This is a genomic window from Yokenella regensburgei ATCC 49455 (assembly GCF_000735455.1).
Classification (GTDB): Bacteria; Pseudomonadota; Gammaproteobacteria; order Enterobacterales; family Enterobacteriaceae; genus Yokenella; species Yokenella regensburgei.
Genome location: NZ_JMPS01000008.1, coordinates 113175 through 124715, shown reverse-complemented (window position 1 = coordinate 124715; position 11541 = coordinate 113175). Strand labels below are relative to the sequence as shown.

Genomic DNA, 11541 nt, shown 5'->3' with positions numbered 1-11541 from the left:
CAGGGCGGCGTAATATGAACCAGCAATCCCCTTATTCAGCCGCAGTGGCTGAACAGCGTCACCAGGAGTGGCTTCGCTTTGTTGAGCTGCTGCGTCAGGCCTATGAGGCCGATCTGCATCTTCCGCTGTTAAGCCTGATGATGACGCCGGACGAGCGCGAAGCGCTTGGCACCCGGGTGCGAATCATCGAAGAATTGCTGCGCGGTGAAATGAGCCAGCGCGAGCTCAAGAATGAACTGGGCGCGGGCATTGCGACCATAACCCGTGGTTCAAACAGTTTGAAATCGGCGCCTGCGGAGCTGCGTCTTTGGCTCGAACAGGCGCTGCCGCAAACTCAGCGATAAATGGCGTTGTGGAACGGGCTCAGGGCCAGCACGACCGCCTGATGGTAAACGCTGCTGCGGGTGAGTGCGCCCGCGGTAAATACGCCAATAGCCCCTTCTTTACGACCAATCTCATCGATGCCGGTGTATTGTGACATCACCGGCCCCAGCGCCTCTCCGGCACTGACTTTTTCGAGGATGATTTTCGGCAGTGGCAGGGTAGCGGAACGCGCTTCGCCGCGCCGATCGCGGCTTTCAATCACCACCCAACTGAAGGTGCTTCCTTCGTCGATTCCGGCCTCAATTGCCACCCAAAAATCCGCATCCGGGCGAGCTTCACGGGCATTTGCCACGCGATTCCGTGCGCCAGCGCGCGTTTCCTCACTTCCAAAGGGCTGTTCGGGTACGCCACTCTCGACGGAGATAGCGTCAATATGGCAGGATCTTTCACCGAAAATCTCGGTAAATGCCGCAAGAATTGCCTGAATTTTGGCAGGATTGGTGGTAGCTGAGACAACCTGGTGCATAATCAGAACATCATTACTAAGAAATTGTCATCGCAGTATAACGGATAAAACGCATGTTACAGGTATACCTTGTTCGCCACGGCGAAACGCAGTGGAACGCCGAGCGACGCATTCAGGGCCAGTCCGATAGTCCGCTAACCGACAACGGTGAGCAGCAGGCCTGGCAGGTGGGCGCGCGTGCCAAAACGCTGGGCATCACCCATATTATCTCCAGTGATTTAGGTCGTACCCGCCGTACGGCAGAGATCATTGCCGAAGTGTGCGGTTGCGACATCATGTTCGATTCTCGCCTGCGCGAACTCAACATGGGCGTGCTTGAGAAGCGACGTATTGAGTCGCTGTCGGCAGAAGAGGAGGGCTGGCGTCGCCAACTGGTGAACGGCACCGAAGATGGCCGTATTCCGGATGGCGAATCGATGCAGGAACTGGGCAACCGCATGCACGCGGCGCTGGTTTCCTGCCTTGAGCTGCCTGCGGGGAGCCGACCGCTCTTAGTCAGCCACGGCATGGCGCTGGGTTGCCTGTTGAGTACGATTCTGGGGCTGCCGGCCTACGCCGAGCGTCGCCTGCGTCTGCGCAACTGCTCTATCTCACGTGTGGATTATCAGCAGAGCCCATGGCTGGCATCGGGATGGGTGGTTGAAACCGCAGGGGACGTCTCACATCTCGACGTCCCTGCGTTAGACGAGCTACAGCGTTAACGACGGATCGGGACCAGGTATTCGCAGCGCAGCTGAATAGGCGGCTCCTGGTCTCGTGCCTCATCCTGCGGGAAGAAGCGCTCGATGTCCTGACCCTTGCGACGGGTCAGATTCAGCATCGGCATACAGGTGCCGTACACGGTCAGGATAAACTCCTGCAGACCGGTTCCCAGACCTTCATACGTGAACATCACATATTCGCCGCCTTCCAGTGACACCGGGTGGGCATTCTGCACGTGTCCGCTGGCCATTTCTGGCGTCAGTGCGGTCGTGTAGAACACCTCCTGCTCGTCGTCTTTCTCAAGGCTTGGACGCGGTTCATGTAGCCCGTAAAGCGTTGAGGGAAGCGTTGGCGAATGGCTCAGGAAATCGCGCCAGAACTGGATACGCATCTGGTGGCGGAAATCAGAAATTTCCTCCAGTTTGCAGGTATAGCTTTGAGTTACACCCGCAAGTTCCATGCCCGGCAGGGTAACAAACTCGTATTTCGGCATTTTGAACTCACCCAGGCGCAGCGGCGGACGCATGCCAAAGGAGCTCCAGTCCGGAGAACGGCGGTATAGCGCCGGCGTCAACGAGAACTGTTTCTTGAACGCTCGAGTAAAAGTTTGCTGTGAATCAAAACGATACTGCAGCGCAATGTCGAGGATTGGGCGTGCAGTCAAACGCAGCGCGACCGCGGATTTGGACAAACGTCGTGCACGAATATAGGCACCAATCGCATGGCCTGTGACGTCTTTAAACATCCGCTGCAAATGCCACTTGGAATAACCTGCTTTGGCAGCCACATTATCCAGTGACAGAGGCTGATCCAGATGGCCTTCCAGCCAGGAAAGGAGATCGCGAATAATTCCAGCCTGATCCATATAATGTCCTCATCCTTAAACGCAGGTGCCTGATAATAAGGTAGCGGATAATAGCATTTTTTGGTGTTTTAGCATTCAGTGTTTTTTTTGTTCATAAGTGCGATTTCTTACTGCTTTCAAGTAGGAAAATGGTAACACTGTGATCTGTATACATTTTCCTCCTGGATCTTGAATAGTCACTACGCTTAATTTTCAGATATGGTAACAATATGAAATATAAAGGTTTGATTGCCGCATTGCTGCTGACTTCGGTTGCTCCGATCGCGTCTGCAGAACAGATCGGTTCCGTGGATACCGTCTTTAAGATGATCGGTCCCGATCACAAAATCGTCGTGGAAGCCTTTGACGATCCTGATGTCCAGAATGTGACCTGCTATTTAAGCCGGGCGAAGACCGGTGGCATCAAGGGCGGTTTAGGGCTGGCGGAAGATACGTCTGATGCTGCGATTTCCTGCCAGCAGGTCGGGCCGATTGAGGTTAGCGATAAGATTAAGAACGGTAAGGCGCAGGGCGATGTGGTGTTCCAGAAACGGACGTCTCTGGTGTTTAAAAAGCTGCAGGTCGTGCGTTTTTATGATGCTAAACGTAACGCGCTAATTTATCTCACCTACTCCGACAAGGTGGTTGACGGCTCGCCGAAAAACGCGCTGAGCGCTGTCCCCATCATGCCGTGGTCAAAATAACGGAACATCGTCATGGAACAACCGCTTATCTGGCTGGTTGAAGATGAACCCGGTATCGCTGATACGCTGATTTACATGCTGCAGCAGGAAGGTTTCCGGGTGAAGGCGTTTGAACGCGGTCTGCCGGTGATGGAGGCCGCCCGCGTTGCTGTGCCCGATCTGGCGATCCTTGACGTTGGTTTGCCGGATATCAGCGGTTTTGAGCTGTGCCGTCGGTTGCTCGCGCAGGCACCGGGGCTACCGGTGCTGTTTCTCACCGCCCGAAGCGATGAGGTGGATAAACTGCTGGGCCTGGAGATCGGCGCTGACGACTATGTCGCAAAGCCTTTTTCGCCGCGTGAAGTGTGTGCCCGGGTGCGTACTATTTTGCGACGGTTACAGAAGTTTGCCGCCCCGCCGGCGGTGGTGCGGATTGGTCAGTTTGAACTCAACGAAGGCGCCGCCTGGGTGGCATGGTGCGGGCAGCGTTTAGCGCTGACGCGCTATGAGTTCCTGCTGCTGAAAACGCTTTTGCAATCGCCAGGTCGTGTTTTCTCTCGCCAGCAGCTGATGGACAAAGTCTGGGGGGATGACCAGGAGAGCTTTGATCGTACTGTAGATACCCACATCAAAACGCTGCGGGCGAAGCTGCGCGCGGTGGATCCTCTGCTTTCGCCTATCAGTACCCATCGTGGTCTGGGCTACAGCCTGGCGGGTGGCTGATGCGTATCGGGATGCGTCTGCTACTCGGTTACTTTCTGATTGTGGCGATCGCGGCATGGTTCGTGCTTTCTATCTTTGTGCAGGAGATCAAACCCGGCGTCCGTCGGGCAACGGAAGGCACGCTAATCGACACCGCCACGCTACTGGCCGCGGTTGGGCGTGATGACCTGCTGAGCGGCGATCCTTCACACGGCAGGCTGGCACAGGCGTTCGGCGCTCTCCAGCAACAGCCCATTCGTGCCGATATTGGCGGCATCATGAAGGTGCGTAACGAGTATCGCGTCTACATAACTGATGCCCGCGGTACGGTAGTCTTCGACTCCGCCGGAAAAGCCGTAGGCGCGGATTACTCCCGCTGGAACGATGTCTGGCTGACGCTGCGCGGAGAGTATGGTGCGCGCAGTACGGCACTGGATCCTGCCGATCCTGGCAGTACGGTGATGTACGTGGCGGCGCCGATTGTCTCTGAAGGTCAGATTATTGGTGTGTTGTCCGTGGGGAAACCCAATAGCGCCATCGCGCCGGTTATTAAGCGCAGTGAGCGGCGAATGCTGTGGGCGGGTGGTGCGCTCCTCGGTATTGCGCTGCTTATCGGCGGCGGTATGGTGTGGTGGATCAATCGCTCCATCGGTAAACTGTCGCGCTACGCCGACTCGGTCACCCAGGATAACGCCCAGCCGCTGCCCAACGTAGGCAGTAGCGAACTGCGCAAGCTGGCGCAGGCGCTGGAAAGTATGCGCCTGCGGCTGGAGGGTAAAAATTACATTGAGCAGTATGTTTATGCGCTGACTCATGAACTAAAAAGCCCGCTGGCGGCGATCCGGGGGGCTGCGGAAATTCTTCGTGAACTTCCGCCACCGGAAGTGGCTATCCGCTTTAGTGACAACATCCTGGCGCAGAACGTCCGTATGCAGGCGCTGGTGGAGAAGCTGCTCACCCAGGCAAGGCTTGAGAATCGTGCTGAGGTGGTGTTGAAGCCCGTCGCGGTGGCGCCGCTGTTCTCTCGTCTGGCGCAGTCGCGTAGCGTTGTGCTGGAAAGCAAACGGCTCCGGCTGCAAAGCGAAACGGAATGCGCTGAGGTTACCGCTGATGAAGAGCTGCTGGAACAAGCGTTAGGTAACCTGCTCGATAACGCGATTGATTTTACGCCGGATGGCGGTGAAATTACGCTTCATGCCGGAATACAGTCGGGTGAAGTGGTATTCCGTGTGAGCGATACCGGGTGCGGGATCCCCGACTATGCGCTCGAACGCGTCTTTGAACGCTTCTATTCTCTGCCGCGAGTCAACGGGCAGAAGAGTAGCGGTCTGGGGCTGGCCTTCGTGCAGGAGGTGGCTCGTCTGCACCATGGGCATATCAGCCTGCAAAACCGGGCCGATGGCGGCGCGCAGGCCACGCTGAGACTTCACCGTCCCTTCACATAACTTCAAATTCCCCCCACATAGCCTCGCTACGCTGTGCACAACACAAAGGAGAAGGTTATGTTGAAATCACCCCTGTTCTGGAAAGTCAGTACGCTTATTGGATGTATGGTGTTGTTGCTGGTGCCGTTGATGCTGGTCAGCTCGTTGGTGGCGGATCGGGCGAGCTACCGGGACGATGTTGAGGATAGTCTGCGGCAGAGTACCAGCGGGCCACAAAAATTGATTGGCCCGCTGATCGCTGTCCCTGCCTCTGAGGTGTATACCCGTATCGAGGATAATAAAGAGGTGAAGCGGCAGCGCAATTTTATCCTCTACTGGCTTCCTGAGTCGTTACTGATTAACGGCAAACAGCAGGTTGAGAGCCGTCAGATTGGTATTTACGACGGACAAATCTGGCATAACGCGTTGCAGCTTGATGCGCAGTTTGATCGCAGCAAATTTGAGGCAATGAAAAGCGATAACGTGACGCTCGGCGAACCCTACATGATCATTGCCGTTGGCGATGCCCGGGGAATTGGTGCGGTGGGTTCACCGACGCTGAACGGTGTTGCGGTAACCGTTGAACCCGGTAGCGGTGTGGGTGGCGATTTACCCGGTCTGCATATTCCGCTTGCGGAATCGGCCCTGAAAGCGCGCGCGTTGACGCTTAGCATGACCCTGAATTTGAACGGGACCGGGGGATTTTCCGTTGTGCCTGTCGGGCGTAACAGTACGCTCTCCTTGACCAGTAACTGGCCGCACCCTGGTTTTTTAGGCGATTTTTTACCTGAGTCGCGCGACATTAGCGATAAAGGCTTTAGCGCCCGCTGGCAGAGCAGCTGGTTTGCCAATGATATGGCAGGGCGGTTTAACGATGGTCTGGAACGAGTGGCGTGGCGGGCGCTTCCTGCTTTCAGCGTCTCGGTGGCGACGCCCGCCGATCAGTACCAGCTCACCGACCGGGCCATCAAGTATGCCATTCTCCTGATTACGCTCACCTTTATGGCGTTCTTTGTTTTTGAAACCTTAACGGGGCTTCGACTTCACCCTATGCAGTATCTGCTGGTGGGGTTGTCGTTGGTCATGTTTTACCTGGTGCTGCTGGCGCTTTCTGAGCATATTGGCTTTACTCGCGCCTGGGCGGTGGCGAGCCTGACGGGGGCGCTGATTAATGGCGTCTATTTCCACGCCGTGCTGCAAGGCTGGCGCAATAGCCTGTTGTTTACCGGCGCGCTTCTGGGGCTGGATGGTGTGATGTGGGTGCTTTTGCGCTCAGAGGACAGCGCGTTGCTGCTGGGCACCGGCGTTCTGCTGCTGGCGTTGTGTACCGTGATGTTCCTGACCCGCCACTTCGACTGGTATTCGCTGTCACAGCCGAAAGAGAAGGTAAAAGCCCGCTGTGAAACAGAAGATGAGCTCAGAGTCTGGAAATAAAAAAAGGCGCCGCAGGGCGCCTTTTTCGTCTCTGACAGGATTACTCCTGCAGATCGCCGCAGAAACGGTAACCTTCACCGTGAATAGTGGCGATGATTTCCGGAGTGTCCGGCGTAGACTCGAAGTGCTTACGAATCCGACGGATGGTCACGTCAACGGTACGGTCATGTGGCTTAAGCTCACGACCCGTCATTTTCTTCAGCAGTTCAGCACGAGACTGAATCTTGCCCGGATTTTCGCAGAAGTGCAGCATCGCGCGGAATTCACTGCGCGGCAGCTTGTACTGTTCGCCGTTCGGGCTCACCAGAGAGCGACTGTTGATATCCAGTTCCCAGCCGTTGAACTTGTAGCTTTCAACGCTGCGGCGTTCTTCGCTTACGGTACCCAGGTTCATGGTACGGGAAAGCAGGTTACGCGCACGGATAGTCAGTTCACGTGGGTTGAACGGTTTAGTGATGTAGTCGTCGGCGCCGATTTCAAGACCAAGGATCTTATCGACTTCGTTATCACGACCGGTAAGGAACATCAGTGCGACGTTCGCCTGTTCACGGAGTTCACGAGCCAACAGCAGGCCGTTTTTACCCGGCAGGTTGATATCCATGATGACCAGGTTTACATCATTTTCAGACAGGATCTGATGCATTTCCGCGCCATCGGTCGCTTCGAAAACATCGTAGCCTTCTGCTTCGAAAATACTTTTTAACGTGTTGCGTGTTACCAACTCGTCTTCAACGATAAGAATGTGCGGGGTCTGCATGTTTGCTACCTAAATTGCCAACTAAATCGAAACAGGAAGTACAAAAGTCCCTGACCTGCCTGATACATGTCGCAAATTAACATGAACGGCGTAACATGACTAAAGTACGTAATTGCGTTCTTGATGCACTTTCCATCAACGTCAACAACATCATTAGCTTGGTCGTGGGTAGTTTCCCTCTGGACCCGACAGTGTCAAAAACGGCTGTCATCCTAACCATTTTAACAGCAACATAACAGGCTAAGAGGCACGGGACACCCAATAAAACTACGCTTCGTTGACATATATCAAGTTCAATTGTAGCACGTTAACAGTCTTGTGAAATTCTTGCATCTAAATGCTAGCGTTTATCACAATTTTTCTACAACTCAAGTAGTTGCAAGGATTAACTAATTAAAGAGCCGTAATCAATCGAGCCGTTTAAGCTTTGTTGATAATCCCATTTATAAACATGGGGATATAAGCGTTCTGTTAACATTATACCCAGGATTTTTCCCGGATAATAGTTTAGCTTTTTTTATATGTTAAGAAACGTCATTTCAGTGATTGTTGTTGCAAATTTGTAAATTCGCGCCGCGCAGAATGCTGAGTCATATCACACTTTGCTGGTGTAAGCGCTTAATGATGAGATTGTAAAATGCATGTATCAATTGTGCTGGTTTCCCCGGCAAGAGCAGAAAATATTGGCGCCGCAGCCAGAGCGATGAAAACCATGGGGTTCACCGATCTGCGGATCGTTGACAGCGTCGCTCACCTGGAGCCCGCGGCCAGGCGTGTGGCACATGGCTCTACAGATATTCTCGATAATATAAAGAGTTACACAACGCTTTCTGAGGCATTGCAGGACGTCGATTTTACCATCGCGACCACGGCTCGCAGCCGCGCGCGTTTCCATTACTACGCTTCTCCGCAGGAACTGGTTCCCATGCTTGAGGAGAAATCACAGTGGATGAACCATGCTGCGCTGGTTTTTGGCAGAGAGGATTCCGGTCTGACCAACGACGAACTGGCTTTGGCAGATGTCCTCACCGGTGCGCCGATGGTGGCGGATTATCCGTCAATGAACCTCGGCCAGGCGGTGATGGTTTATTGTTATCAACTGACTACTATAGTGAACAATTCATCAGCAGCGGTAACGTCTGGTGATGAGAATCAGCTCCAGGCGTTACGTTCACGTAGCATGATGTTGCTTCAACGCCTGGGAGTTGCTGACGATGTAAAAATGTCTGACTGGTTGCAACAGCGACTGGGAGTCCTTGGGCTGCGTGATACGGTTATGTTGCATCGATTGCTCCATGATATTGAAAAAAATCTTACAAAATAATATTTCTGGAAATTTCTGAAACTAAGTGGAATGTTCTGCCTTCAAGCGTTCATTTCGCCAGAGGTGGTCAAAGTCAGGGCCCGGCGCAGCGAAACGTGAAGTGGTTGCGAAACGTGACGAATGTGGAATTTCTTGACATAGAAAGGCAGATACTTTAACCAATATAGACATACAGCACAGACAGATAAAAAACAGAGTACACAACATCCATGATTCGCATCAGCAGCATTACCACCATTACCACAACCACAATTACCACAGGTAATGGTGCGGGCTGACGCGTACAGGAAACACAGAAAAAAGCCCGCACCTGAACAGTGCGGGCTTTTTTTTCGTCCAGGAATCACGAGGTAAGACCATGAGAGTGTTGAAGTTCGGCGGTACATCAGTGGCAAATGCAGAGCGCTTTCTGCGGGTTGCCGATATTCTGGAAAGCAACGCCAGGCAGGGGCAGGTGGCAACCGTGCTGTCTGCTCCTGCGAAAATTACGAACCATCTGGTGGCGATGATTGAAAAAACCATCGGGGGTCAGGATGCGCTTCCCAACATCAGCGATGCCGAACGTATTTTTGCCGAACTGCTTCAGGGGCTGGCAGACACGCAACCCGCTTTCCCTCTGGAAAAGTTACAGGCCACCGTTGAGCAAGAATTTGCGCAGATCAAACATGTTCTGCATGGTATTAGCTTGCTCGGGCAGTGCCCGGACGCGGTGAACGCGGCGCTTATCTGCCGTGGCGAAAAACTCTCAATAGCCATTATGGCGGGTCTGCTCGAAGCGCGCGGTCACAACGTTTCGGTCATCGATCCGGTCGAAAAACTGCTGGCCGTGGGGCATTACCTCGAATCTACCGTCGATATCGCCGAATCTACTCGTCGTATCGTGGCAAGCCAGATCCCGGCTGACCACATGGTGTTGATGGCAGGTTTTACCGCAGGGAACGAGAAGGGCGAGCTGGTGGTGCTGGGGCGTAATGGCTCTGACTATTCTGCCGCGGTGCTGGCGGCTTGTCTGCGCGCAGACTGCTGTGAAATCTGGACTGACGTTGACGGCGTGTACACCTGCGACCCGCGTCAGGTTCCAGATGCGCGTCTGCTGAAATCAATGTCTTATCAGGAAGCGATGGAGCTGTCCTACTTTGGCGCCAAGGTCCTGCACCCCCGCACCATCGCGCCCATCGCCCAGTTCCAGATCCCTTGCCTGATTAAAAATACCGGTAATCCGCAGGCACCGGGTACGTTGATTGGTGCCAGTAGCAACGAAGATGGTCTACCGGTGAAAGGGATCTCTAACCTGAATAATATGGCCATGTTCAACGTCTCTGGTCCTGGCATGAAGGGGATGGTCGGGATGGCGGCGCGCGTCTTTGCCACCATGTCGCGGGCAGGGATTTCCGTAGTGCTGATCACCCAGTCATCTTCTGAGTACAGCATCAGCTTCTGTATTGCCCAGGCCGATTGTGCCCGCGCGAAGAAGGCGATGGAAGATGAGTTCTATCTGGAGCTGAAAGAGGGGCTGCTGGAGCCGCTCGCCATCATGGAGCGGCTGGCGATTATCTCCGTCGTGGGTGATGGCATGCGCACGCTGCGTGGCATTTCGGCCAAGTTCTTCGCCGCCCTGGCACGTGCCAATATCAATATCGTGGCGATTGCCCAGGGTTCCTCCGAGCGCTCAATTTCAGTGGTGGTGAGTAACGACGATGCGACAACCGGCGTGCGCGTGACTCATCAAATGCTATTCAATACCGATCAGGTTATCGAAGTATTCGTGATTGGGGTCGGTGGCGTCGGCGGAGCGCTGCTGGAGCAGCTTAAACGTCAGCAGTCCTGGCTGAAAAACAAACATATCGATCTGCGGGTGTGCGGCGTTGCTAACTCGAAAGCGATGCTGACCCACGTGCATGGCCTGAACCTCGACAACTGGCAGGCAGAGCTTGCGGAGGCGAAAGAGCCGTTCAACCTGGGGCGTCTGATTCGCCTGGTGAAAGAATACCATTTGCTGAACCCGGTGATCGTTGACTGTACCTCCAGCCAGGCGGTGGCGGACCAGTATGCCGATTTCCTGCGCGAAGGCTTCCACGTGGTAACGCCGAACAAAAAGGCCAATACCTCATCAATGGACTACTATCATGAACTGCGCCAGGCGGCGGCAGGTTCACGACGCAAGTTCCTCTACGACACCAACGTTGGCGCGGGGTTGCCGGTTATCGAAAACCTGCAAAATCTGCTGAACGCCGGGGATGAGCTGCAGCGCTTCTCGGGCATTCTTTCCGGTTCACTCTCTTTTATTTTCGGGAAGCTGGATGAGGGAATGAGCCTGTCAGAAGCAACGATCCTGGCGCGGGGAATGGGTTATACCGAACCGGACCCGCGTGACGATCTCTCTGGAATGGACGTAGCGCGTAAGTTGCTGATTCTGGTACGTGAAACCGGGCGTGAGCTCGAGCTTAACGATATTGTTGTGGAGTCGGTACTGCCTGAGAGCTTCGATGCTACCGGTGACACCGAGAGTTTTATGGCGCGTCTGCCGGAGCTGGATGCCGTGTTTGCCGATCGGGTGGCGAAAGCCCGTGATGAAGGTAAGGTTCTGCGCTATGTTGGCAATATCGAAGACGATGGCGTATGCCGGGTGAAGATTGCCGAAGTGGACGGTAACGATCCGCTGTACAAAGTGAAAAATGGTGAGAACGCCCTGGCCTTCTACAGCCACTATTATCAACCGCTGCCGCTGGTCCTGCGCGGCTACGGTGCAGGGAACGATGTGACGGCCGCGGGCGTGTTTGCCGACCTGCTGCGCACCCTGTCATGGAAGTTAGGAGTCTAA

At 54.4% G+C, this 11541-nt stretch carries 13 protein-coding genes and 1 other annotated feature; of the genes, 10 read left to right on the top strand and 3 right to left on the bottom strand.

Annotation, left to right across the window (positions count from 1 at the left end):
• Positions 1–14: 14 nt before the first annotated feature.
• Positions 15–344: a trp operon repressor gene (gene trpR / locus GYRE_RS01015; protein ID WP_038252262.1), complete on the top strand. Its 330-nt coding sequence runs from the start codon at positions 15–17 to the stop codon at positions 342–344.
• Here trpR and yjjX read toward each other — a convergent pair.
• The gene (gene yjjX, locus GYRE_RS01010; RefSeq protein ID WP_006817050.1) at positions 335–850 is read right to left on the bottom strand and encodes an inosine/xanthosine triphosphatase; all 516 of its coding nucleotides are present in this window, start codon (positions 848–850) and stop codon (positions 335–337) included. The two genes, trpR and yjjX, sit on opposite strands and share 10 nt — an antisense overlap.
• A gap of 53 nt (positions 851–903) precedes the next feature.
• Between yjjX and gpmB the strand changes: the two genes are divergently transcribed.
• Positions 904–1551, top strand: coding sequence for a 2,3-diphosphoglycerate-dependent phosphoglycerate mutase GpmB (gene gpmB, locus GYRE_RS01005; protein WP_006817051.1), 648 nt, complete (start codon positions 904–906; stop codon positions 1549–1551).
• Here gpmB and robA read toward each other — a convergent pair.
• Positions 1548–2417, bottom strand: coding sequence for an MDR efflux pump AcrAB transcriptional activator RobA (gene robA, locus GYRE_RS01000; protein ID WP_006817052.1), 870 nt, complete (start codon positions 2415–2417; stop codon positions 1548–1550). The two genes, gpmB and robA, sit on opposite strands and share 4 nt — an antisense overlap.
• A 209-nt stretch (positions 2418–2626) precedes the next feature.
• On the opposite strand from robA, the gene creA reads away from it, so the two are divergent.
• The 4 genes from creA to creD are packed head-to-tail and all read left to right on the top strand — an operon-like array spanning position 2627 to position 6639.
• A complete protein-coding gene (creA, locus tag GYRE_RS00995; protein ID WP_006817053.1) occupies positions 2627–3100 on the top strand; it encodes a protein CreA in 474 nt (157 codons plus the stop codon).
• Positions 3101–3112: 12 nt separating this feature from the next.
• Positions 3113–3802, top strand: coding sequence for a two-component system response regulator CreB (gene creB / locus GYRE_RS00990; protein ID WP_038252258.1), 690 nt, complete (start codon positions 3113–3115; stop codon positions 3800–3802).
• Positions 3802–5226, top strand: a complete 1425-nt coding sequence (gene creC / locus GYRE_RS00985; RefSeq protein ID WP_038252255.1) for a two-component system sensor histidine kinase CreC — start codon at positions 3802–3804, stop codon at positions 5224–5226. The genes creB and creC overlap by 1 nt, the downstream gene beginning before the upstream one ends.
• A 57-nt stretch (positions 5227–5283) precedes the next feature.
• The gene (gene creD, locus GYRE_RS00980; protein ID WP_038252253.1) at positions 5284–6639 is read left to right on the top strand and encodes a cell envelope integrity protein CreD; all 1356 of its coding nucleotides are present in this window, start codon (positions 5284–5286) and stop codon (positions 6637–6639) included.
• A gap of 40 nt (positions 6640–6679) precedes the next feature.
• Here the strand turns inward: creD and arcA are convergent, their stop codons facing one another.
• A complete protein-coding gene (gene arcA / locus GYRE_RS00975) occupies positions 6680–7396 on the bottom strand; it encodes a two-component system response regulator ArcA (RefSeq protein WP_006817057.1) in 717 nt (238 codons plus the stop codon).
• A gap of 95 nt (positions 7397–7491) precedes the next feature.
• Here arcA and yjjY point away from each other — a divergent pair, with 95 nt between their 5' ends.
• The 4 genes from yjjY (at position 7492) to thrA (ending at position 11541) form a co-directional block, all read left to right on the top strand.
• Complete coding sequence (yjjY, locus tag GYRE_RS24345) at positions 7492–7632, top strand: YjjY family protein (protein WP_042998021.1); 141 nt, start codon at positions 7492–7494, stop codon at positions 7630–7632.
• A gap of 401 nt (positions 7633–8033) precedes the next feature.
• Positions 8034–8720, top strand: a complete 687-nt coding sequence (locus tag GYRE_RS00970; protein WP_038252250.1) for a tRNA/rRNA methyltransferase — start codon at positions 8034–8036, stop codon at positions 8718–8720.
• Positions 8721–8929: 209 nt separating this feature from the next.
• Complete coding sequence (gene thrL / locus GYRE_RS23335) at positions 8930–8998, top strand: thr operon leader peptide (protein ID WP_071777487.1); 69 nt, start codon at positions 8930–8932, stop codon at positions 8996–8998.
• Positions 8937–9054: a sequence feature (Thr leader region), on the top strand. It overlaps the preceding gene by 62 nt.
• Positions 9055–9078: 24 nt before the next feature.
• Positions 9079–11541 (top strand): bifunctional aspartate kinase/homoserine dehydrogenase I, encoded by a 2463-nt coding sequence (thrA, locus tag GYRE_RS00965; protein ID WP_038252247.1) that lies wholly within the window; start codon positions 9079–9081, stop codon positions 11539–11541.

What these genes read in the sequence shown, in the direction of transcription:
- trpR (WP_038252262.1), top strand. Translation starts at nt 15, where the DNA reads ATGAACCAGCAATCCCCTTATTCAGCCGCAGTGGCTGAACAGCGTCAC.
- yjjX (WP_006817050.1), bottom strand. Translation starts at nt 850, where the DNA reads ATGCACCAGGTTGTCTCAGCTACCACCAATCCTGCCAAAATTCAGGCA.
- gpmB (WP_006817051.1), top strand. Translation starts at nt 904, where the DNA reads ATGTTACAGGTATACCTTGTTCGCCACGGCGAAACGCAGTGGAACGCC.
- robA (WP_006817052.1), bottom strand. Translation starts at nt 2,417, where the DNA reads ATGGATCAGGCTGGAATTATTCGCGATCTCCTTTCCTGGCTGGAAGGC.
- creA (WP_006817053.1), top strand. Translation starts at nt 2,627, where the DNA reads ATGAAATATAAAGGTTTGATTGCCGCATTGCTGCTGACTTCGGTTGCT.
- creB (WP_038252258.1), top strand. Translation starts at nt 3,113, where the DNA reads ATGGAACAACCGCTTATCTGGCTGGTTGAAGATGAACCCGGTATCGCT.
- creC (WP_038252255.1), top strand. Translation starts at nt 3,802, where the DNA reads ATGCGTATCGGGATGCGTCTGCTACTCGGTTACTTTCTGATTGTGGCG.
- creD (WP_038252253.1), top strand. Translation starts at nt 5,284, where the DNA reads ATGTTGAAATCACCCCTGTTCTGGAAAGTCAGTACGCTTATTGGATGT.
- arcA (WP_006817057.1), bottom strand. Translation starts at nt 7,396, where the DNA reads ATGCAGACCCCGCACATTCTTATCGTTGAAGACGAGTTGGTAACACGC.
- yjjY (WP_042998021.1), top strand. Translation starts at nt 7,492, where the DNA reads ATGACTAAAGTACGTAATTGCGTTCTTGATGCACTTTCCATCAACGTC.
- GYRE_RS00970 (WP_038252250.1), top strand. Translation starts at nt 8,034, where the DNA reads ATGCATGTATCAATTGTGCTGGTTTCCCCGGCAAGAGCAGAAAATATT.
- thrA (WP_038252247.1), top strand. Translation starts at nt 9,079, where the DNA reads ATGAGAGTGTTGAAGTTCGGCGGTACATCAGTGGCAAATGCAGAGCGC.